Origin of the sequence: Campylobacter massiliensis, assembly GCF_014253065.1 — a bacterium.
Lineage (GTDB): Bacteria > Campylobacterota > Campylobacteria > Campylobacterales > Campylobacteraceae > Campylobacter_A > Campylobacter_A massiliensis.
On sequence record NZ_JACLZK010000001.1, the window covers coordinates 592,990 to 616,118 of the forward strand.

The window sequence follows — 23,129 nt, forward strand, 5'->3', positions numbered from 1 at the left end:
TTAAGATAAATTTTGCTAATTTGCTTGGTTCGGCGTTGAGTTTTTATTTTCTGCTCCGTCTTTGTATCTGTTTATATCTTTTTTGTATTTTTCGGCTTCTTTTTTGTCCGACTCTAGCCAACTTTTAAACTCACTCGAAGTAAGCCGCCTGCGATCGTCTATCGGTTTGCCGCTTTCGTCAAAGTCGGCTCTACGAACTCTACAGTTAAAATTTTTCGACGCTTCTTGCGGATACTTAGCATCCAAAAGGCAAAAATTTAAATTCGGTTCGGATATATTTAAAATCGCGTTCGCACATCTGCGCGGGCCGTTTATTATTTCATGATCAGAAAGCCTCAAAAGCGAGCGCACGAGCACGCCGCCGTAAGCCTCTTTTGAGCTCTCAAAACAGATATCGAAACCAAAGTTATGAAAAAATATGTCGCCGGTGCTCGACACTCGTTTGTAGGTGTTTTTATCTGCACTCGTATAAATTTCGATCTCTGCAAAAGCGAATTTTTCGCTCGCAACCTCTAGCACATAGTTTTCCAGCAAATCGCGCATAAAATTTTCTATCTTTTCTTGGGTCGCCTTATTTGGGTCTAAACGAGAAAAAATTTCTTTCATTTTTTGATCGCCTTGCATTTTTACTCCTATTTTTTATTTTACGCTCAATGGCAAATTAAAGTCCCGCTTTATCGAGGTCGCGCTAAATTTGATTATTTTTTTAAATTACTTAAATTCGACGCTAGATTTTAAAGCAGCTACCACCTGCCGCTAGCTCCGCCTCCACCAAAGCCTCCGCCTCCACCGCTAAATCCGCCCCCGGAGCTTCTACCGCTTCCGCTAGAGCTACTACTGGAGCCGCTCGACGATGAGCCTCCTCCGCTACCTCCGCTACCGACCTTCACGTCTTTAACAAGATAGTAAAGTCCCGCGGCGATCCCGAGTACGACGGCGAGTTGAGCCGTGATATCCTCGATACCGAAGCATAAATTTACAAAAAGGCCGATGATGCTAGCGACCATGACGCTAAGGCCGATATTCATGATCATATCGCCCAAAAAAGCCGATGCGATTATCGCCGCGATACCGCCCATTATGCCGTAGACCTCTATGGGCATATCATAGTCGCCCTTAGCTTCTATCTCCTTTTTCACCCCCTCATCCCCATCAAGTAGAGCGATGATCTTTTGTATGCCTATGTTTATACCGTTTTGGATATCGCCTTTTTTAAACTCAGGGATTATGTAGTAGTTTATTATACTACTGCTAAGAGCGTCTGTTAGAGTACCTTCTAGACCGTATCCTACCTCTATGCGTACTTGTTTGTCGTTTGGAGCTACTACTAATACCACTCCGTTATCTTTACCTTTTTGTCCTATGCCCCAATGTCTAGCTAGTTCTAGGGAGTACTCTTCTATTTGAGCGTTACCTAGAGATTTTATAGTAACTACTACTACTTGATTAGTGGTGTTGTTTTCATGAGTAGCTAGCATGGTTTCTAGTTCGTCTTTGATAGATGGACTTAGTACGTTTGCTTGATCTACTACTCTACCAGTTAAGGCAGGGAAATTTGAACTCTTTTCGTTTGACGTTTGAGTAGTAGTTTCTTTTACGGTTAGGTTTTGTTCGGTAGCATTACCTGCTGCCGATAAATTTATAGCCGTAAGTCCTAAAAGCGTAAAAACGCAAAATAAAGTAGATAAAATGCGTTTCATTTTTGTACCTTGGAATTATTAGTCTGCGTCAAATTTAGCCGTAGTAAAGCTCAAATTTGACGCTATTTTTTAGAGCCGCGCGACCACCATTTGCCGCTGGCTCCACCTCCGCCAAAGCTTCCGCCCCCTCCGCTAAATTTACCTTTAGAGTCCTTGCTGCTTGCGATATCTATATCCGGACCGCTGTATCCGATGCTATCGTCGCTAGAGCCTTTATTTTCTTTGGCTAGCACACCTCTTAAAGCCAGGCCAAAAAGTATCGCAGAAAGCGCAGCCGTTATCCAGCCTCTGGCGGCGAAATCCTCGATGCCCAATCTCGGCGCGGCCCAAAGCGAGATAGCACCGCCCGCAAACGCGCTAACTCCGATCATGGCGCACGCTTGACCGATTATGCCGAAGAAATTTCGCACGAGCAACAGCAGTGCGCCAAATAACATCACGTAGCCCTCTACCGGAAATTCGCTTAGTTTTTCTATATCTTTTTTGACGGCTTCATCGCCATCAAGCAGCGCGACTATCTTTTGCGCGCCCATCTTTATACCGCCCTCTATGTCGCCTTTTGTGAGCTCGGGAACGATGTAGTTATCGATGATGGCTTCGCCGAAATCTTCCGTTATCGTGCCCTCTAGGCCATGTCCGACCTCTATATGCGCCTGCTTACCGTTTAAAGAGACGACTAGCAGTACGCCGCTGCTTTTGCCTTTTTGCCAAACGCCCCAGTGTTTACTAAGCTGCGAAGAGTATTCATCGATACTTACTCTGCCCGTAGATTTTATCGTGACGACTGCGACTTGATTTGTGGTGTTGTTTTCGTGAGTAGCGAGCATGGCCTCTAGTTCGTCTTTTACGGCCGGGCTTAGCACGCCCGCCTGATCGACCACCCTACCCGTTAAAGCAGGGAAATTTGGCTGATCGACGATTTTTTGAGGCTCTTGCGTCTCGTCCGAAGGGCCCAATAACAAAAGTCCTAAAACAAGCGCAATAACGACGTATAAAGTATTAATTAAAATTCGTTTCATTTTCGCACCTCATCCATGACGCCCAAAAAGGCGCAAATTTGACGGTAACCTGGTCAAATTTAAAACGCTGACTCGCGGTTTTAAATCAAATTTACAAAGCAAAGGCGTCAAATTTAGCAAGCAAGTCCGTAAAATTTGACGCTAAATTTTAAAGCAGCTACCACCTGCCGCTAGCTCCGCCTCCGCCGAAACTTCCGCCCCCTCCGCTAAAACCTCCGCCTCCTGAGCTTCCGCCTCCGCCGCTAAATCCGCCGCCGCCGTAACCGCCAGAGCTGCCACTGCCGTACAAGCCTCTGCCGCCGGTTTTCATATTTCGCATTAGGTACAAAAGTAGTACGAAAAGAACGAGTAAGACCCCGCCTCTAACAAGCAGATCCTCGATACCAAACGTTCCTGCGACTACGCCCGAGATAAAGCCTGATAGCGTCGCGCTAGCTCCGATTCGCAAAGCTGCCGCGCCGAAAATAGCCGAAGCAAATACCATCACCATGCCCACTACTATCCCGTAAGCCTCCACAGGCGTCTCATCTTGCTTTTCTATCTCCTTTTTCACCCCCTCATCCCCATCAAGTAGAGCGATGATCTTTTGTATGCCTATGTTTATACCGTTTTGGATATCGCCTTTTTTAAACTCAGGGATTATGTAGTAGTTTATTATACTACTGCTAAGAGCGTCTGTTAGAGTACCTTCTAGACCGTATCCTACCTCTATGCGTACTTGTTTGTCGTTTGGAGCTACTACTAATACCACTCCGTTATCTTTACCTTTTTGTCCTATGCCCCAATGTCTAGCTAGTTCTAGGGAGTACTCTTCTATTTGAGCGTTACCTAGAGATTTTATAGTAACTACTACTACTTGATTAGTGGTGTTGTTTTCATGAGTAGCTAGCATGGTTTCTAGTTCGTCTTTGATAGATGGACTTAGTACGTTTGCTTGATCTACTACTCTACCAGTTAAGGCAGGGAAATTTGAACTCTTTTCGTTTGACGTTTGAGTAGTAGTTTCTTTTACGGTTAGGTTTTGTTCGGTAGCATTACCTGCTGCCGATAAATTTATAGCCGTAAGTCCTAAAAGCGTAAAAACGCAAAATAAAGTAGATAAAATGCGTTTCATTTTTGTACCTTGGTTGGGTTATTTGGCAAAAGATACGTCCGGTGCGCTTTGTTCGGTTTCGCTAGCTTCAAATGTCACGCGCGGTTTTAGCTCGGGATAAATCATTTCGGCGATAAATTTGCCCGGGATCTTGCGCAGAGCGACGTTGTAATCCTTGACGGCTGCGATATAATCCTTTCTAGCGACCGCGATGCGATTTTCCGTACCTTCAAGCTGGCTTTGCAGGGAGAGGAAATTTTGATCGGCTTTTAGTTGAGGGTAGTTCTCGGTGATAGCCATTAGCCTAGATAGCGCGCCGCCTAGAGTTTTTTGAGCGTTTTCAAACTCTTTTAGCTTAGCGGGATCATCTAGCGAGCTAACGTCGATCGTCATCTGAGAAGCCTTGCTTCTAGCTTCCGTTACTTCTTTAAACACGCTCTCCTCGTGACTAGCGTAGCCTTGAACTGTTTTTACCAAATTTGGAATAAGATCTGCGCGGCGTTTGTACTGATTTTGCACCTGAGCCCACTTCTCCTTGACCGTTTCGTCAAGTACGGGGAAGGCATTAACGTACTTCAGTGCGATACCGCCGATGATACCTAGGACGACTAGAAAAATGACTAAATTTTTCATGGGTGCTCCTTTTTGGAAAATTTCTGCTTTGATTATACACTTAAATGCTTTTAAAATTAATAATTTAAAAATGAAAGTCGGATAAATTTGAAGTTAAATTTTAGGCTAAATTTGGGAAAGCTAGGGATAAATTTGAAGAAGTAAATTTGCGGCAAGAGATTTTACTTCTCCTGCCGCAGAGCGTTTAAAATTTAAAAGTCTGTATGGATTTTTTCGTCGATTTGTATGTGTACGGTTTTGCCGTCTACACTATCCACGCTATCATACATCTTATAGCCGGCATCGGCTTTGCTTTGATCGCTCGATAGCCTCCACTCTCCTTGACCTTTAACTTTATCGTGCTCGTCGCCTTTTATTTTTAGTATCGTATCGGCATTATCGGTGATATCTAGCACGTCTTTGGCACTTATAGTTAGCTCTACCGTTCCGGCTGAGCCGTTGGCGCCTAGCTGTAACTCCTCGAAGCTTTCAACCTTATGATCTAGGTTATTTACTTGACTCAAGTCGATACTGTCATTAAACACCAACGTATCTTTGCCTAGTCCGCCGTACATCCTATCTTTAGTAGTATCATATGTAACAGTGTCGTTAGTAGCGTCTTTTTCCACGATTAACGTAGGGAAAAGGACGGTAGTGCCTTTGTTGCCGTTTTGATCCTCCATTGTAGCAGTAATCTTTACGTTATTGTCTTTTTCGCTATTTATCAATATATCGGTAGAGACGTAACCGTTATCTATATCGTTCTGGGTCAGAGCAGGCAACTCTTTGGTTATCGTTTTGCTTGCATCGTGAGGATCAGTGTATCTCACTACGACTTTATCTCCGGCTACCGTATCGTCAGGTAGATAAATGCTTATGCCCGTTGATTCCTTGTTTCCGTCCTGTGCATTTTCCGCCGCCGTTAGTTTGCTGTCACCGCCCGCTTCGTTATATCCTATTGCACTTATATCTTGTATTTTCTCTAGGACAGCCTCATCATTGCTTGTGACCCTATTATTGTTATACGCATCGGTTAGCGTAGCTTCTACGGAAACCTTAGTTTGATCATCCGGTCTCATACCTACGTTGCGAATTCGTACTGCGCCGCCCTCTACCTCTAGAGTTTCCGATCCATCACTGCTTACGGCTCTAAATTTCTTGACTCCGTTTGCATCTTTATACTCTTGGATAGTATACGACTTATTGCTTATGCTTACGCCGCCCTCTTTAATATTAATATTTAGCTTATCGCCGTTTATTATATTGCTTGGAAGTCCTACCGCGATAGTCGTTTTAGCATATCCGCCGTCTGCGGTATCTTCTATCCTGCTAATCTTACCGTCGTCATCGACATCTTCTTCAAATCTAGCGGTTAGCTCTCCGCTCCAGTTGCTGTTTAATTTATTTTTAGCTTCGGCCGTAGGAGTTTTATCTATTCCAAATTCGTCAGAGAGTGTTGCTTTTGCAACGATTTCGGTATTGTTTGTCATAGGTACGTTTTTAATTTTTACCGTATCGTCCTCTACATCTAGCCTTGAGTCGTCCGTACCGACAGCTTGTAGCTTGCCGTTTGATTTTTCAAAGGTATAGACCTTGTCGGCTCCGTTTATATTTACGGTTAGTTTATCTCCAGCTACTACGCCGCTAGGAAGAGTTACGCTAATCGTAGTAGTAAGTACGCTATTGTCGCTTGACGCTTCGCTTCTATCTATTACACCGTTTCTATTAGCGTTGTCTTCGTCAAAGCTTACAGACACGTTTTTATTGTTTAACTCAGGAGTTAGCTCAAGACCCTTATCTGCAACGGCCGCTTTTTCAGTTCCCGCACCATCAACAACTTTAGCGCCGACTAAGGTTTCTTTGCCGGCTATCATAGATACAGGAACTTTTATGATGCCGTTTTTGCCGGTATCAAATTCAACCCCGTCGTTACCTCTAACCTTATAGCCTCCATCAGGATTTACGCCTACTATAGAGAATTCTTTTGGGATATTCTCGGTAGTTCCATCCGGTTTTGGCTGTTTTATGCTAACTTGTACTTTATCGCCGGCTACTACATTGCTAGGGATCGTAACTAGGGCATTTGTCTTATGGATATTGCCGTCTAGGTCTGCTTCCGTTCTAGTTAGCTTACCGTTTCTGTTTACGTCTTCCTCAAAGCCCAAATAAAGAGGTCTATGTCCCGCGCCGCTTCCTAGGATCGTGGTATTAGCTGCAGATGCGGTTTTTCCGATTCCGTCTGCTCCGATTACTTCGGCATTTACTTGCGTATTTGCAGTATCACTGATAGATATATTTTTGATTTCTACCGTATTATTTTGTTTAACCTTGGCCACCTCGACATCGTTAGCATCCACGATTTTAAATTGCTTATTACCTTCATCTTTAATAGTATAAGTTCTAAGAGGCTCGCTTACACCATTATGTTTAATGTCGATATTTAGCTTGTCGCCATTTACTATGTTGCTAGGTAGTTTTACGGTAGCGGTAGTTACGCCGCTTTGAGCATTTTCGCCGGCAGAGATAGATCCGTCGTTGTTTTCATCTTCGGCAAATGCCACATACATATCGTCATAAAGAGGGGTTATTCCGCTGTTGTTTTTAGCAGCTGCTTTGCCGCCTTTACCATCGGAAACATCAGCCTCTACTACGGTTTTGTATCCCTCATCCATAGTTACGCCTACTTGTACCGTATAGTCTTTTTTGGCGTAAATCACTTCGCCGCTACCATTATCAGCTACAGCCTTAAATACGTCGCCATCTTTGTGAAGAGTATATGTTTTAGTTTGGCTCGTCTCGCCTGTCGTTTCGGCTTTATTTTTTACAGTGATATTTAACTTATCGCCGTCAACTATGTTATAAGGAAGCTTTATGCTTGCCGTAGTTTTATGGATCTGCGTATTACCACCCTCAGCGCTTTCGGCTCTTGATAAAGTTAAATTTTGATTAACGTCTTTATCAAATTTAACTTCCATAGCGTCTAGATTGTTGATTATGCTATCTTTAGTAGTTTTAGCCTTCTCTATGTCATTAGCATCTTTTATCTCAGCCTCTACGATAGTATTCTTATCCGTGCGCATAGGAACGTCTTTTATCTCGAAGCTATTTTTTGTTTTCATATCTACAAGGTTGCCAGCACTATCTTTGAGTCTCGTTACAGCATTGCTCTTGTTGTTATCTTTCTCGATAGTGTAGTGCTTGACGGTATCTATATGTGGTCCGTTGGCTTGAGGTTCTTTAATTGTCACAGTTAGTTTATCACCGTTAACCGCATTGTTTGGAATTTTAATCGTTACGGTCGTCGTGTATTCGCTGTTCGTGTGCCCAGCAACCGTTCTATCCGTAACCTTTCCGCCTTTAGCGTCTTCAAAAATCACGCCCGGTTCTTTTATGGCTTCGATGCTGATTTTCGCATCGGCAGTTTTGTTAGGTTGCGGTTCAGCGTATTGCACGGTAGCCGTTATTTTCGTATCTTGATTTGATCTTACGTCGAGATCTTTGTACTCAAATTTATAAAGCTCGTCGTCTGTTCTTAGATCAGAGATCGGCTTAGTAGATTTTCTAGGTAAAATATCGCTGCTATCAGCATCATTTTTTATAGACTCTATAACGCCTTGCGCATTTAATTTAATAGTATACGTTTTTGTAACTACGCCTTTGCCAGGTTCCTCAACCTTCAAGACTAGTTTATCGCCGTCTTTGACATCGTAAGGTATAGTTATAGTAGCGTTAGTTTCGTTTACGTTTTGATCGGTCATACCGTCTGCTCTAGATAGTATCTTAGCTCCCGATGCCTGTACCTTGCTAGGTTTTTCGTTAAATTCTACGCCTATATTGCCGTCGTAGAATGTTACTTCTGCGTTGTTGGAGTCTTCGCTCTTCTGATCGCCGTTACCGTGATCTACGACTCTAGCTATAACTCCAGTTTTAACTCCCGGAGCTACCTTAGCCATGCCGTCGATTACCATCGCTCGTCCGTTGTCAATATGTTCTTGCTTGATTACTTCTATTCTTTCCTCTGTAGTTACGTTACCGTTTTTATCAGTATATGTCATAGTTATTTTCATATCATCGCCGGCTCTTGCATCCTCAGGGATGGTAATTTTTACTGTCGTGAAATTTAAATTCCCATCTCTTATATTTTCAGAAGGAGTTAAGATTCGGTCTCCGTTGTAATTCTCAGGCAAGTAAACTACTGGATTTACATCCAATCTTAACGTATCTTTAGCGATTGGACTCTCGTTGCCTATTGAATTGGATATAGTAGCAGATACCGTAGTTGGCGTATATCTACTCATATCTTTAGTTTCGATTTGCAAGGAGTATCCATTATCTATAATCTCTTGAGTAATTGGTACTCTATGTGTTACCGGAGCACCACTTGGCTTCACGACGGTTATATTTAGTGTATCTCCTATAGTTGCATTAGAAGATACAGTAATCTTAGCTTCGGTAATGCTTTTATCGCCGTCTTGATTATTCTCAGAATAGCTAAGCAATCCGCTATCGGCATTGTTGTCTTCGGTAAATTTAACTATAGGAGTCGGAGGCGTGGTGGTATCTAATTTAACACTGTCGCTAGCTTCTGGACTTTCGTTTCCTATTTTATTAGTTATAGTTGCAGATACCTTCGAGACCTTTCCATTTTCAACAGGGATGGTTTTATCAAGGGAACTATTATCCAAAATGTAGCCGTTAGTTTTAATGTCTTGAGTTACGGTTACGCTATGCGTTCTTTGGGTGCCGTCCGGATTTGTAACGGTAACCTTTAACGTATCTCCAATCTCTGCACCCGAAGGCACGGTAATCTTAGCCGTCGTGGTAGTAGAACTAGGTCCATTTTCAACATTATTTAAAATTCCGTCGTTATTTTTATCTTCCGTCATAGTGACAGTAAGACCCAAAGTGGCGGTAGTATCAAATTTAACGCTATCGCTGCTTTCTGGGCTTTCATTACCTATCTGGTTAGTTATAGTAGCAGATACTGTAGAGACCTTCCCATCTTGGACAGGGATAGTTTTATCGGTAGTGCTATTATCCATGATATAGCCGTTAGTTTTAATATCTTGAGTGATGGTTACGCTATGCGTTCTTTGCGTACCATTTGGATATGTAACAGTAACGTTTAGGGTATCTCCTACTACAGCGTTTGCAGGGATTTCGATCTTAGCTGTCGTAGTGTTAGTATCTATTCCGTTTTCATCTTTATTTAAAATTCCATCGTTGTTGATATCTTCAGTTATAATGACGGTAGGAGCAGCAGGCGTAGCGGTATCAAATTTAACACTATCGCTACCTTCCGGACCTTCTACGCCCGCTTGATTGGTTATCGTTGCCGATACTTTAGACACCTGTCCGTCTTGAACCGGAACTGTTTTATCGGCAGTGCTATTATCCATGATATAGCCGTTAGTTTTAATATCTTGAGTAATAGTCACGCTATGCTTTATTTCGGTGCCGTCCGGATATGTAACCGTAATATTTAGAGTATCTCCTATTGCCGCACTTGAAGGTACTGTGATCTTAGCTGTCGTAGTATCAGGGTCTACTCCGTTTTCTGTTTTATTTAAAATTCCGTCGTTATTGATATCTTCGGTCATGGTGACAGTCGGAGTTGGCGTTGGCGTCGGAGTTGGCGTTGGCGTCGGAGTTGGCGTTGGCGTCGGAGTTGGCGTTGGCGTCGGAGTTGGCGTTGGCGTCGGAGTTGGCGTTGGCGTCGGAGTTGGCGTTGGCGTCGGAGTTGGCGTTGGCGTCGGAGTTGGCGTTGGCGTCGGAGTTGGCGTTGGCGTCGGAGTTGGCGTTGGCGTCGGAGTTGGGATATTGTTTTCCTGAGCAGATGCTAGACTTGGCCTACTACTGCTACTATAAGCGGACTGAAGCGGATTTGCGCTATTTACCACATTGCCTAAATTTCCATACATTGTATTAACGTTAGATATATGTCCGCCCTGTAAAAAAGAAACTTGGCTCAAGCTAACGCCGTCAGAAGAAGCGACAGAGCCGCCGCCTGCAGCAGTCTCTTCCAAATCTTGAAGCTGCATGCCGTTAAGCAAAGCCTGCTGAATAGCAGAAACGTCGGCTACGGCCTCGCCGCCAAAACCTTCGTTAATTACCGCACTTTGATCAAGTGACAAAGTATCCTCGCCCACAAGAGCGACTTCTTTACCGTTATTTAGCTCTATTACTACTTTTGCAGTAGGGCTATCGGTCTTTATAACCTCTCCTAAGTATGCCACGTCTCCTATGTTTAGTGTTCTTTTGTTGCCGCTACTATCTACCGCCGTAGCTGCGCCGCCGCTTATATCTTTTATGATACCTACTTTGTTTGCCATTGTTTTCCTTAGTATAAATTTTGATTTACGGGCGGATTATACATATATTTTATGCAAAAATCTATTGTACCGAAGTACAATATGAGCCATATATTATGCTTTACAAATTTAAAAAGTAATATGCTAAATTTGCATATTACTTAAATAATTCTTAAAAAAATATACTAGTTTTAAAACTAAATTTATATTTGCCGTTGTATAATAATCTCATAAATTTCAGTAATACCAGAAAGGAGCAAAAATGGAAGAGATCGTAAAGACCACCTGTCCATATTGCGGTACGGGCTGCGGCATCGATCTTATCGTGCGAAACGGTAGAATCGTAGATGCCAAACCTAGCAAAGACCACCACGTAAACGACGGCGAGCTTTGCCTAAAAGGAATGTTCGGATGGGAGTTTGTAAACTCTCCTAAACGCTTAAGCCGACCGATGATGAGAAAGCTAAACGGCGTCTACGACAAGCGCGGCGAGCTTGAAGAAGTGAGTTTTGAGGAGGTTTATGATTTCCTCGCGGATAAATTTAAATCCACCGTCGCAAAATACGGCCCAAGCTCGATCATGGGCTTTAGCTCTGCGCGCTCAAATAACGAAGACAACTACGTTTTCCAGAAATTTTTCCGCGCTCAGGGCAGCAACAACGTCGATCACTGCGCCCGTCTTTGACACGCTCCTACAGTGGCAGGTCTTGCCAGCACGCTAGGAAACGGAACGATGACGAACGATTTGGTCGAATTTGCGACCGATACAGACGTATTTTTACTGATCGGTACCAACACGAGCGAGTGCCACCCGATCATCGCTATGCAGATGCAGCGCGGTCTTCAGCGCGGCGCGAAGATGATCGTCGTGGATCCAAAGCGCACCGATATGGCCAAAAAAGCCGATATTTTCTTGCAAATCCCGATCGGAGCGAATATCAAAACGCTAAATACGATGATGCACGTAATCATCGCCGAAAATTTGCAAGATAGCGAGTTTATCGAGAAGTACTCCGAGGGATTTGAATATCTAAAAGAAGCGGTTAAGGACTTTACGCCTGAGCGTTTTGAGCGCGAAACGGGCGTAAAAAAAGAGCTCATCATAGAGGCAGCTAGGATGTATGCTAAAGCAGGTGCGGCGGCGATTTGCTACACGATGGGCATCACGCAGTTTAGCGACGGCACGTCAAACGTCTTTTCGCTATCAAATTTAGCCGTTTTAACGGGAAATTTAGGCAAAAAGGGCGCTGGCGTAAATCCTCTGCGCGGTCAAAACAATGTCCAAGGCGCATGCGACATGGGCGCGCTGCCTAACGTCATCCCGGCCGGCGCGGTAAACAGCCCTTATGCGCAGGAGCAAGCGCGCAAAGTATGGCACTTTGAGCTAAATCCGGTTCCGGGCTTTAAACTAACGCAAGCACCCGATAAAATGGATAGCGGCGAGCTAAAAGTCCTCTACGTCTACGGCGAAAACCCCGTAATGAGCGATCCTTGGACCGAGCACTTCGTCCACGCCGTACATCACTTAGACTGCTTTATCGTGCAGGATCTTTTCTTTACCGAGAGCGCACACAAGGCTGACGTGGTGCTACCTGCCGCGGGCTGGGGCGAAAAGGACGGAACCTTTATCAACACCTCTCGCCGCGTCCAACGCACGCGCAAGGCTAGCGAACCCGTTAGCGGCGTGGAGCCTGATTGGAAGGTCGTTTGCAACATCGCAAACCGCATGGGGCTAGAGGGGTTTGACTTTGCGAGCCCTGAGCAAATTTGGAACGAGCTAAGAGAGCTTATGCCTAAATTTTTCGGCGGTATCAGCTACTATAGACTAAGTAAGCTAGGCGGTATCAGCTGGCCGTGCCCCGACGAGGAGCATCCGGGTACGCCCGTGCTTTACGCAGATCACAAGTCCATGCTGCCTGGCGGTAAATTCCGCTTCGCGCCGGTACTTTACGTAGATGATAAAGAGGAGCGCGCAAAGGCTGAGGCCGAATTTAGAGCCAAGATGAATATCCCGGAGGGCTACCCAGTCGGTAGCGGCGCGCTTAGTGAAGTGCCTGATGAGGTATATCCGTGCCTATTTACGACCGGACGCAAGGTCTATCACTACCACACCGGCACGATGACGAGAGAGTGCCCTGCCCTAGAGTACGGCGCCGGCGTAGAGGGCGCGCTCATCGAGGTAAGCCCCGATATCGCTCGCGAGAGGGAGCTAGAGGAGGGCTGCTACGCGCTCGTGCAAAACAAACGCGGCCAGATCGCGGCCAAACTACGCGTAAATCCGGATCTAAAAGAAGGCACGATATTTACGACCTTTCACTACAGCGAAGCCGACGGCAACGAGCTAGCAAACGCCGGCGATCCCGATCCGCTCTCAGGCATCACGCCGCTAAAGATGACGATAGCAAATATCAGGCGTCTAAGCGAAGAGGAGTTTATCAAATTTAGAGAGCAAAACGAGATATCGATGCACTCGGCAAATCCTTATTTGTCGCCTGTTAGGGCTTAAATTTAGGGCGGGAGACCGCCCTTTTCTACCTAAATTTATCAATTTTATTTCAAATTTACCTGCATTCAAATTTGACGAACTACCGCGTAAAATTTAATAAAATTAAAGAAATATGAGTCAAATTTAACGAACTATCCGTGTAAGATTTAATGAAATTAAAGAAGTGTGAGTCAAATTTGACGCAGACAAAACGCGTCAAATTTGATGAGATTAATCGCCCCGCCAAAGCGAGCGGAGCGGATAAATTTAGAAGCTGTATTTTAGCCTGTCGCCCGCGTAATAAGCAAGCTTCCAGGTCGGAGTTTGTTTTAGGTCTTTAAAGCCGTAGCCGCGAGCCTTGACTCTGTCGCCGTAGATCTTCTCTATCATAGCCGATTCGCCTACTAGCAGCGCCTTTGTAGAACACATTGCCGCACAAACCGGCACCTTTCCTTCGGAAATTCTATCCTGTCCGTACTCTTCACGCTCGGCTTCGCTATTTGTCGGTAGCGGACCGCCTGCGCACATCGTGCACTTATCCATCGAACCTTTGGCGCCAAACACTCCCTCGCGCGGAAACTGAGGCGCGCCGAACGGACACGCGTATAGACAGTATCCGCAGCCGATGCAGATATCTTTGTCGTGTAGCACGACGCCGTCGGCTCTGATGTAAAAACAATCGACCGGGCAAACCAGCGAGCACGGAGCGTCCTCGCAGTGCATGCAAGCTATCGAGGTTGATATTTCCTTGCCGGGTACGCCCTCGTTTAGCGTGATGACGCGGCGGCGGCGGATACCAAGAGGCAGCTCGTGAGCCTCGTCGCAAGCCACCGCGCAGCCGTTACAGTCGATACATCTATCGTCGTCGCAGTAAAATTTAAGTCTATTATTATCGTTAAATTCGCTCATTTTACGCCTTTTCTATGCGGCATAGACCGCCTTTTGTTTCTGGAATTTGAGTGACTATATCGTAGCCGTAGTTGGTGACGGTATTTGCGCTCTCGCCTACTGCATAAGGCTTCGTGCCGTCAGGGAAATTGCCCGTCATATCGACGCCCTGCATGTGTCCCGCCCAGTGAAACGGCAAGAAAATCATATCAGGCTTGACCGACGGTACGATTCTAGCGCGTACCTTGATTTTCGTGCCTTCAGGCGAATGAATCCATACGAAATCCCAGTTTTTAATGCCGTGTTTAGCCGCAAGCTCAGGGTGGATATCCGCAAACATCTCAGGCGTGATACGCGATAGATACATACTAGCGCGCGTCTCCATGCCCGCGCCGCTAAAGTTTACGAGACGAGCCGTGACTAGATTTATCGGGAATTCTTTCGAGAAGTCCTTACTTAACTGCAGGCTCTTATATTTCGTAAATACGCGGTAGTGATTCGGCTTATCCTCAAAGCTCGGATACTTCTGCGCAAGGTCTTGGCGCTGCGAGTGGATAGGTTCTCTGTGCTGCGGTATCTGATCGACGAAGGTCCAAACTACCGCTCTGGCTCTTGCGTTGCCGTACGGAGCGATGCCCTTTTCCATGCATTTTTCGGCGATTATGTTGCTAGCGTCGGTTGCCCACGTCGCTCCCATTTTTTCGCGCTCTTCATCTGTTAGCGTGATGCCTAGTATCTTTTCGATGTTATCTTTTTTGATCTCCGGATATCCGCCGCTTTGCGCTCCGCCTACAGGCGCGCTACCGTCACCAGCTAGCTGATTTACGCCGTTATGCTCTAAGCCGAAGCGGTTTCTAAAGCCCATGCCACCTTGCATTACCGGCCTATTTATATCGTATAAATTTGGGCTGCCCGGGTGTTTTTCCGTCCAGCAAGGCCACGGCAAGCCGTAGTATTCGCCAGCTACCTCGGTGCCCTCTTTGCCCATTAGCGTTTTCTCATCAAATTTATCCCAGTTAGCCTGATGGCGTTTTAGACGCTCCGGCGTCCAGCCAGTTAGGCCGATGCTTTTTACGATGCTAGCGATCTCGCGAGTAGCAGCCTCCGGCCACTCGATCTTGCCTTCAGCATCTCTGATCGTGCGAGTTAGCTCGTCGTAAAAGCCTATTCTCTTTGCCAGCTCAAATAAAATTTCGTGATCGGGCATACTCTCAAACAAAGGCTCTACGACCTGGCTTCTCCACTGGCCGCTACGGTTTGTAGCTACAACCGTGCCGCTACCCTCAAACTGCGTCGCCGCAGGCAGTAGATATACGTCGTCTTTTTTATTTGTGATAACGCCAGCGTCGTTTACGAAAGGATCAAGTAGCACCAAAAGCTCAAGGCCGTCAAGGCCCTCTTGTACTTTTACTTGTTGAGCTGTCGAGGTGATACCGTTGCCGATAACCACAAGTGCTTTTAGGCTATCGCCTGCGTTTTCAATTGGGTCGTTGCCGTTTTTGCCGTCAAGTACGCCAGCCCACCAGCGAGCTAGGGTAAATCCCGGCTTAAACATCCACTCTGGTTTTACGAAATTTCCTTGTAGCCACTCGTAGTCTACTTTCCACATTTTAGCGAAATATTTCCACGTAGCTTCGTTTTTAGCGTAGTATCCAGGCAAGCTATCTGGAGCGTTTGCCATGTCGCTAGCGCCTTGAACGTTATCGTGACCGCGAAGGATGTTGCAGCCGCCGCCTGATACGCCCATATTTCCTAGTATTAGTTGAAGGATCGGAGCGATACGAGTGTTTGAGCTACCTATGGTGTGCTGAGTTAGACCCATCGCCCAAACGACCGATCCAGGGCGGTTTTTAGCAAAAACTTCGGTTATCTCTTTTAGCGTCGCAGCCGGCACTCCCGTCACGTCTTCAACGACTTCCGGCGTCCATTTTGCGGCCTCTTTGCGGATCTCGTCGATGCCGTACGTACGGTCATCTATAAATTTCTTATCTTCCCAACCGTTTTCAAATATCAAATTTATCATACCATACATAAAAGGTATGTCCGTGCCTGGGCGAACTTGAGCGAAATAATCAGCCTTTGCAGCAGTTCTAGTGTATCTTGGATCGACCACGATTAGCTTTGCACCGTTATTTTCCTTCGCTTTTAGAAAATGCCTAAATCCTACCGGGTGGTTTACAGCCGGATTTGCGCCGATTATAAAGATAGACTTCGCGTTTTGGATATCTCCAAGGTGATTAGTCATAGCTCCATAACCCCACGTATTCGCCACACCGGCGACTGTTGCGCTATGTCAAATTCTAGCTTGGTGATCTAGGTTGTTCGTCCCAAACATCGCGGAAAATTTGCTGATGTAGTAGCTTTGCTCGTTGCTGTCTTTTGCAGAGCCCAGAAACATCACTTGCTCCGGGTTTTTCTCGCGATATGCTTTTAGTTTGGCGCCGATCTCGTCAAGCGCGTCTTTGTAGCTGATGCGTTTCCATTTACCGCCGACTTTTTTCATCGGATATTTTACGCGGCAATGAGAGCGCACCATATCGATGACGTCGCTGCCCTTACAGCAGTGGCCGCCCGCGCTTACCGGGTGATCTTGGGCTACCTCTTGGCGTACCCAAACGCCGTTTTCTACCTCGGCTAGCACTCCGCATCCAACGGAGCAAACCGAGCAAACGGTTTTTACGATTTTAGAGTTTGGAAACGGATTTGCCATCTCTTCTTTGGTCGCGCTTCTAGTTACGCCGCTAGCAGCCAGTCCGCTCATGCCGCCCGCAACGCCCGCTAGCGCGGCCATTTTTAAAAACGATCTTCGCCCGACTGCGTTTGAGTGGGGCATAAGACGTAAATTTGCCTCAGACATATTCATCCTTTCTTAAATTTTATTATTTCGCTTGTTCGTAGTATAGATCCCAGTTTTTGCTTCTTTTGTATAGCACTTCGGTCTTTTTGCTTTTACCGTATTTTAGGTTTGACGCCGCTGCCGTCGCCACTCCGGCCGTAGCCGCTACCGCGCCGACTAGTCCAGCCTTTTTTAAAAATTCTCGCCTATTTTTTTGCATTTTCTTCCTCCATAGCTTTTAGCTTTCTCACTCGGTTTTTTTGTCTTCTTATGGCTTCGGATCTTGAAACTCCATCCAAAGTCTTTTTGTTTTCGCCGTGATTTATAGGACGCGGTGCGCTTAAAACTACGCGCTCAAACTCTATAAATCCTTGCAGAAGCACTGCGACGTCTTTATAAATTTCGCTGCTTTCGTGATTAAAAAGACTCTCTATAAACTCGTCGATGTTTGGGTTTATGATCTCCTTAAAAAGCTGCTCTTCAAGCTCGCCGTATAGCTCCTGCTCGCTCTCGCGCGCGATAAATTCGCTCATCAGCGCAAACACGAAGCCCACATTATCTTCGTTTTCTTTAAATTTAGCCTCGTCGCGCCTAAGGTCTGTGCGGGCTAAAATTTTACGCACTTTAGCGCAGGCGTGCCCAACCTCGTAGCCCTCGTCGTAGTACGACAGCGAGTTTCTAAGCGGACTTGGCGGAGTGTGGAAAATTTCATCGAATTCATCAGCTAAATTTTGCGGATTTTTCTCGTCGAATTTTGCCTGTATGCGCATTATCGCGGCGGCCGATTCTTCGTTTAGAGCGTGCGCCGAGGCAAGGCCTAGCATCGCATTTACGCCGCTAAATCTATCGGCGTCTTGGCTAAAAACGAAAAAACGCGAAAATAGCGAGTAGTAAAGCCCGCGTCCCGCCGCAAATTCGCCCTTGCTAGTCATCGCCTTCCTTTATCATTTTTGTCTATTTTTTGAGATTTTTCTCGATTGTGAAACTATACTACTTTTTGGCTTATTTCTTATACTTAAAAAAAAATAAATTAGAAAAATTAATATACGCTTAAATATGCCTTAATTGCATATTACTTGTAGCGAATTTTAGGGGATAAAAGAAATATGAAATTTGCGCATATATCTCGCATTTACGCTTCATTTTGATATTTACTTTTAACTCGGCTATTTTAACGGGCGTTAAATGAGCCTAAATTTAAAACCGGGGGCGAAATTTGTAAAATTTGAGGCTCATTCAAGCCTCAAAAAAGCTCCATCGTCAAATTTAAAATAAATATTTTCGCCGACGTTAAAATTTTGCGAATTTGGCGCCAGCGTTTTTATCAAAAAGTCGCCGATTTTGATTTTTACCAAAAGCTCTTTGCCAAGATAGAGCGAAACCGAGTGCAAGATGCCGCCTAAGTAGCCTTCTATCGGCGTTTTGCTTAGCGTTATTTTGCTTGGATTTACGGCGATCTTTACAGCGTTACGCAAATTTGACGGCAAATTTACGCTCGCGTTTTCGTCAAATTTTAAAACCCCACCCTGCGCGTCGAAAATATTTTTGTACTCAAATTCGCACACGCGACCCTTGTGCAAAAAGACGTTTTCTTCGGCGACCGCGCTTAGCCATTTGTCGTCGTGGCTAGCGATCACAAAGCCGCAGCCGTATCTTTGCCGCATATAAAGCACCGCCTTGCCGAAAAGCTTTGACGTGCCCACGTCCACGCTATTTGTCGGCTCGTCGAGTAGATAAAGCCGCGATCTAAGCGCTAAATTTAACGCAAAGCTAACGCGCTGCGTCTGCCCCGAGCTAAGCTCAAAGTGGCGCTTGTTTAAAAAGCTCTCGTCAAGCCCGACCAAATTTAACGCCTCGCTCGCCCTTTGCTCAAATTCCGCTAGCACTCCGCGGCTTTTTAAAACGGCTCTAAAATTTTCCCTCACGGAGCGTTTTAAAAGCGCGGGTTCCGGCAACAAAACGCTAATGTCGCGCAGTAAATTTAGACTCGGCGCGCTGCTCCCCCACAGCCGCACTTCGCCGCTAGTGGGCTTTTGTAAAAACGACATCACTCGCATCAGCGTGCTTTTGCCGCTGCCGTTGCTGCCCGTTAGCGCGGTGATTTTGGTGACGTCGATATCAAGGCGCGGGATATTTAAAATCTCGCTCGCACCGTAGTTTAGGCGTAAATTTCTAACGTTTATCACTGCGCGCCTTTCTCGTTAAATTTGCGCAAAGGCTCAAATTTGACGCGCCTAGCCCACATTTTGCGAGCGTAAAATTTCTAAATTTATCAAATTTCATTTATCAAGCCTTTTTAGCGCGTGTATCGTCAAATTTACGGCAAACGCGATAAAGATAAGCACCAAAGCCAGCGCTATACCCATCGCAAACTCGCCCTTATTCGTCTCCAGCGACACCGCGGTCGTGATCGTGCGAGTGAAGTATTTGATATTTCCGCCGATCATCATCGCCACGCCGACCTCGGCGACGATGCGCCCGTACGCCGTCGCTACGACCACCATCAAAGCGTATCTTAGCTCGTAAAGTACGCATCCGACGAGCCTTGGCGCGCTCAGGCGTAAATTTAGTATGGTTAGATAGTGCTTTTTGTCCATATTTTCCACGACGCTAGCGCTTAGCGAGACGATGATAGGCAGAGCCAGCACGAACTGGCCGAGCATAACGGCCTTTAGCGTAAAAAGCAGTCCAAACTCGCCAAGCGGGCCGTTTCGCGTGATAAAGGCATACAAAATAAGCCCGATCGCAACTGTCGGCATCGCAAGCGCCGTATCGCTAAGCAATCGTAATACTCGCCGTCCGCGAAAATCGTAAAATCCCAGCGTAAATCCGAGCGGAAAACCGACTAAAATCGCAAAAAATATCGAAACGCTCGAAGTGTAAAGCGTCGCCCTGATCGCCGAATACGTCTCCTCGTCGCCGCTAAAAAGCAGCCTAAAGGCCTCCAAAAATCCGTTTAGTAAAAAATCCAAATATTCTTTCCTTGCATATTTCTTAAGTATTAATTTAATGTGCTATAATAGCATACTTTTTAAAAAAGGAGAAAAATGAAAAAAGTAATATTAGGCTCGCTAGTTGCGAGCGTTTTGGCGTTTGCGGGCGATAGCGAACTCATCATGGCAACCACTACCAGCACCGATAATACGGGACTACTAGACGCGATCTATCCTGCGTATAAAGCAAAAACCGGCGTCGATATCAAATGGACGGCGGTAGGCACCGGAGCGGCCTTGAAACTCGGCGAAAACTGCGATGCGGACATACTTTTCGTGCATTCGCCAAAAGTCGAGAAAGAATTCGTAGAAAAGGGCTTTGGCGTCGAGAGAAAAGCCGTAATGTACAATGACTTCGTCGTTATCGCCGATAAATCGATCGCCGATAAATTTAAAGGCAAAGACATAAAAGAGAGCTTTGAGCTAATCAAAAAAGAGAATATCAAATTTTTCTCTCGCGGCGATAAATCAGGCACCGACAACAAAGAAAAAGGTATCTGGAAAAAAATCGTCGGCGAAGTGCCTGAAAAAGACGGCTGGTACATGCAAACCGGCCAAGGCATGCTAGCTACTATCAACGCAGCAGCCGAGCAAAAGGGCGTAACGTTCACCGACCGCGGCACCTACATCAAGTACGAGGACACCAAAAAAGGCGCGCCTGAGATGGTTATCATCAACGAGGGCGACAACGACTTAAAGAACTTCTACTCGCTAATCGCGGTAAATCCGAAGCACTGCGCTAAGGCCGACATCGAAAATGCGAATAAATTTATCGAGTGGGCGACTAGCGAAGAGGGTCAGAAGTTTATCGGCGACTTTAAGCTGCTAGATAAGCCGCTTTTCACGCCTGACGCGAATACTCGCAAGAACTAACTTTTTTACGCGCAAATTTGGGTCGAATTTAGGGCTTAAATTTGCGTGATTCGGGCGCGCTTTGTGCCCTTTTTCTTTCTTAAATTTACTCTTTTTAGTTTTTAAATTTAATCAAATTTGACCGCCCAAACCCGTATCTTTACGGCGTAAATTTTCAAATTTGACCGCGTATTTTTGATTTGCTCAAATTTGACCTTTTCGCAAGCTGAATTTAACCCGCTTAAATTTAAATCTTCCCGCCGAACATCTCATACATCGCCTTTTCCTCGCCCCAGAGCTCGCGGTGTTTTTTGATGCAAGATTTTATCGCGCCAACTAGATATAGCACGTCCTGCTCGGTGTGCGTGTAATGCAGGCTCACGCGCACGAAGCCGGGCTTGCTTTCTGGCATGCGCCCCTCCTTGATACCCAGCAGATCGTGAGCGTAGGGTCCCGCGCACATCACGCCCGCGCGAGTCTGGATACCGAAGTCGTTGCTAAGGCTCGCGGCGAAATCATAAGCCGATACGCCGCGCACGTTAAACGAAATTATCGGTAACCGCGGCGCGTCCTTTGGGGCGTAGTTTATGATCTCGTCAATGCCCGCTAGCTCGCTCTCAAAAAGCCGCGCTAGCTCGTCCTCGGTACTTTTTATCCTCTCAAAGCCGACTTCGTTTCGCAGCGCGTAGGCTAAATTTGCCCGCATAAGCCCGATGATAGGCGGCGTACCGCCCTCCTCTAGCTGCTCGGGATTTTTCAAAAATACGTGTCCTTCGCGGTTAGCATAAGCGACCGTTCCGCCCGCGGCAAATGTCGGCACGTCGCTGTTAAGCAGCTCCTTTTTGATCGCCAAAAGCCCGCAGCTTGCGACTCCGCCGAGTAACTTATGCGGCGAGAGGAAAATCGCGTCAAAATGATCGCAGTCTAAATTTGCGTGCGAGCTCAGCGCCGCGCAGTCAAAGGCCACGATACCGCCCGCCGCTCTGATTAGCTCGCTGATTTTTTTGTAGTCGCTGACGACGCCCGTGACGTTTGAGGCGGCGCTAAACGAGCCGATGATGCGGCGTCCTGTATTTAGCTTCAAGATACGCTCAAGTGCGAGTAGATCGATCTCGCCGGACTCGCTAAGCGGCACGCGCATGTAGTCGCAAAGCCCCTCGCGAAAGCTAAGCTCGTTTGAATGGTGCTCGTATGGCGAAACGAGCACGAGCGGAAGCTGTGCGGCGCGTAAATTTGCCTCGCCGATTGCGCTTCTAGTTGCAGGCGGCAGGTAGATGCCAAGCAGCTCCTGAAATTTCTTAATAGAGGCCGTCGCGCCCTGCCCGCAAGCGATGAGATAAAACCGCTCGTCAAGCCCAAGTAGCTTTTTTAGGCTCTCTCGCGCGCCCTCGTAGCGCCGCTGCGTGATGATGGCGCTGGAGCTACTGTCGGAGTGGGTGTTGGCGTAGGTTTTGAGAGTCTCCGCTATCTCGCGCTCAATGGGCTCATAAGCAAGCCCCGAAGCAGTGTAGTCAAAATAATGCACGCCCGGTTTTAGGATGATATTTTTTCGAATTTCGTCTAAATTTAGCATTTTTACTCTTTAAATTTGATACGGTAATTATAGTAAATTTTCGCAAATTTAGGGCTTTTTCTGGGAAATTTGAAGCTAATTTTGCGGGCTATTATTTTTAATTTGCGCTTAGCTGCATAAAACTTGCCGCGCGGCGATTTACTCAAATTTAAAAGATATTCGCACATAAAATTTGGCGGCAAATTTGTAGGCTCATTTTAAAAATTTACGGCTAAATTTTACCCTAAATTTGGCGCGTAAAATAGATAAATTTAGCCTTGAGGCGCAGCCAAATTTGAGCAACGATGAGGACGCGTTTTGATTTATCGGTCAAATTTACTCGCATCGTTTGCGAGCTTAAAATTTACAAAACAAAAAGTGAAATTTTAAAAGCGATTTTTGATTTTCTGAGCGGATATTTACTTGCGGCAACTTTATTGTGGAGGAATTTAAGCGCTAAATTTAAAAAGTAGAATTTTAACCACCAAGCGACAAATTTAACGTTCTTTGCGAGTTTTTAAGGCAAAGAGACGCTAGCTGCAGAGGCTCGCGACCCTTTGCGAGAGTTAGAAATTTTATTTATTTATTTATAAAATTTTTCTCTAGCCACTCGATAGCTTTTGCCTCAGTTTCGAAGCGTCCGCTTTTAGCGACCTGATTTTGCCCCTCGTAGAAGCGGATCCTGATACCGTCTTGGACGCTATCTACCTTTATTCTAGTGATCTTGCCTTTGTTTAGATAGACCCTATCGTTTAATTTTACGTACATTTTTCTCCCTTAAATTTGAT

Annotated in this window: 16 protein-coding genes; 2 read left to right on the top strand and 14 right to left on the bottom strand. The window is 45.9% G+C overall.

Annotated features, from left to right (window positions below):
- Positions 1–15: 15 nt before the first annotated feature.
- From H7R39_RS02815 to H7R39_RS02840, 6 genes are all read right to left on the bottom strand, one after another.
- Complete coding sequence (locus tag H7R39_RS02815; protein ID WP_185897877.1) at positions 16–606, bottom strand: sulfate ABC transporter ATP-binding protein; 591 nt, start codon at positions 604–606, stop codon at positions 16–18.
- Between the two features lie 137 nt (positions 607–743).
- On the bottom strand, positions 744–1,700 hold the full coding sequence (locus tag H7R39_RS02820) for a TPM domain-containing protein (RefSeq protein ID WP_185897878.1): 957 nt from the start codon (positions 1,698–1,700) through the stop codon (positions 744–746).
- 62 nt (positions 1,701–1,762) lie between these two features.
- A complete protein-coding gene (locus H7R39_RS02825) occupies positions 1,763–2,719 on the bottom strand; it encodes a TPM domain-containing protein (protein ID WP_185897879.1) in 957 nt (318 codons plus the stop codon).
- Between the two features lie 157 nt (positions 2,720–2,876).
- The gene (locus H7R39_RS02830) at positions 2,877–3,833 is read right to left on the bottom strand and encodes a TPM domain-containing protein (RefSeq protein ID WP_185897880.1); all 957 of its coding nucleotides are present in this window, start codon (positions 3,831–3,833) and stop codon (positions 2,877–2,879) included.
- An 18-nt stretch (positions 3,834–3,851) separates the two neighbouring features.
- Complete coding sequence (locus H7R39_RS02835) at positions 3,852–4,445, bottom strand: LemA family protein (RefSeq protein ID WP_185897881.1); 594 nt, start codon at positions 4,443–4,445, stop codon at positions 3,852–3,854.
- A gap of 191 nt (positions 4,446–4,636) precedes the next feature.
- Complete coding sequence (locus H7R39_RS02840; protein WP_185897882.1) at positions 4,637–10,756, bottom strand: hypothetical protein; 6,120 nt, start codon at positions 10,754–10,756, stop codon at positions 4,637–4,639.
- 241 nt (positions 10,757–10,997) lie between these two features.
- On the opposite strand from H7R39_RS02840, the gene H7R39_RS11575 reads away from it, so the two are divergent.
- Positions 10,998–13,241, top strand: coding sequence for a molybdopterin oxidoreductase family protein (locus H7R39_RS11575; protein ID WP_407644563.1), 2,244 nt, complete (start codon positions 10,998–11,000; stop codon positions 13,239–13,241).
- A 246-nt stretch (positions 13,242–13,487) separates the two neighbouring features.
- On the opposite strand, the gene fdh3B is transcribed toward H7R39_RS11575, so the two are convergent.
- From fdh3B to tupB, 6 genes are all read right to left on the bottom strand, one after another.
- Entirely contained in the window at positions 13,488–14,129 is a 642-nt protein-coding gene (gene fdh3B / locus H7R39_RS02855) for a formate dehydrogenase FDH3 subunit beta (protein ID WP_004321074.1), read from the bottom strand.
- A 1-nt stretch (position 14,130) separates the two neighbouring features.
- Complete coding sequence (locus H7R39_RS02860; protein WP_185898477.1) at positions 14,131–16,941, bottom strand: molybdopterin-dependent oxidoreductase; 2,811 nt, start codon at positions 16,939–16,941, stop codon at positions 14,131–14,133.
- A 46-nt stretch (positions 16,942–16,987) separates the two neighbouring features.
- Complete coding sequence (locus tag H7R39_RS02865) at positions 16,988–17,164, bottom strand: twin-arginine translocation signal domain-containing protein (RefSeq protein ID WP_009496297.1); 177 nt, start codon at positions 17,162–17,164, stop codon at positions 16,988–16,990.
- Positions 17,151–17,876, bottom strand: coding sequence for a TorD/DmsD family molecular chaperone (locus H7R39_RS02870; protein ID WP_185897884.1), 726 nt, complete (start codon positions 17,874–17,876; stop codon positions 17,151–17,153). Before H7R39_RS02870 ends, H7R39_RS02865 begins: the two co-directional genes overlap by 14 nt.
- A 300-nt stretch (positions 17,877–18,176) precedes the next feature.
- Entirely contained in the window at positions 18,177–19,130 is a 954-nt protein-coding gene (gene tupC, locus H7R39_RS02875) for a tungstate ABC transporter ATP-binding protein TupC (protein ID WP_185897885.1), read from the bottom strand.
- Between the two features lie 93 nt (positions 19,131–19,223).
- The gene (gene tupB / locus H7R39_RS02880) at positions 19,224–19,916 is read right to left on the bottom strand and encodes a tungstate ABC transporter permease TupB (RefSeq protein ID WP_185897886.1); all 693 of its coding nucleotides are present in this window, start codon (positions 19,914–19,916) and stop codon (positions 19,224–19,226) included.
- 75 nt (positions 19,917–19,991) lie between these two features.
- On the opposite strand from tupB, the gene tupA reads away from it, so the two are divergent.
- Positions 19,992–20,810, top strand: coding sequence for a tungstate ABC transporter substrate-binding protein TupA (gene tupA, locus H7R39_RS02885; RefSeq protein WP_185897887.1), 819 nt, complete (start codon positions 19,992–19,994; stop codon positions 20,808–20,810).
- A 226-nt stretch (positions 20,811–21,036) separates the two neighbouring features.
- On the opposite strand, the gene H7R39_RS02890 is transcribed toward tupA, so the two are convergent.
- Both H7R39_RS02890 and H7R39_RS02895 read right to left on the bottom strand, forming a co-directional pair.
- Positions 21,037–22,362 carry an aminotransferase class V-fold PLP-dependent enzyme gene (locus tag H7R39_RS02890; RefSeq protein WP_185897888.1) on the bottom strand — a complete coding sequence of 442 codons (1,326 nt, stop codon included), beginning with the start codon at positions 22,360–22,362 and terminating at the stop codon, positions 21,037–21,039.
- 558 nt (positions 22,363–22,920) lie between these two features.
- Entirely contained in the window at positions 22,921–23,109 is a 189-nt protein-coding gene (locus tag H7R39_RS02895) for a sodium-dependent tyrosine transporter (protein ID WP_185897889.1), read from the bottom strand.
- Positions 23,110–23,129 lie beyond the last annotated feature (20 nt).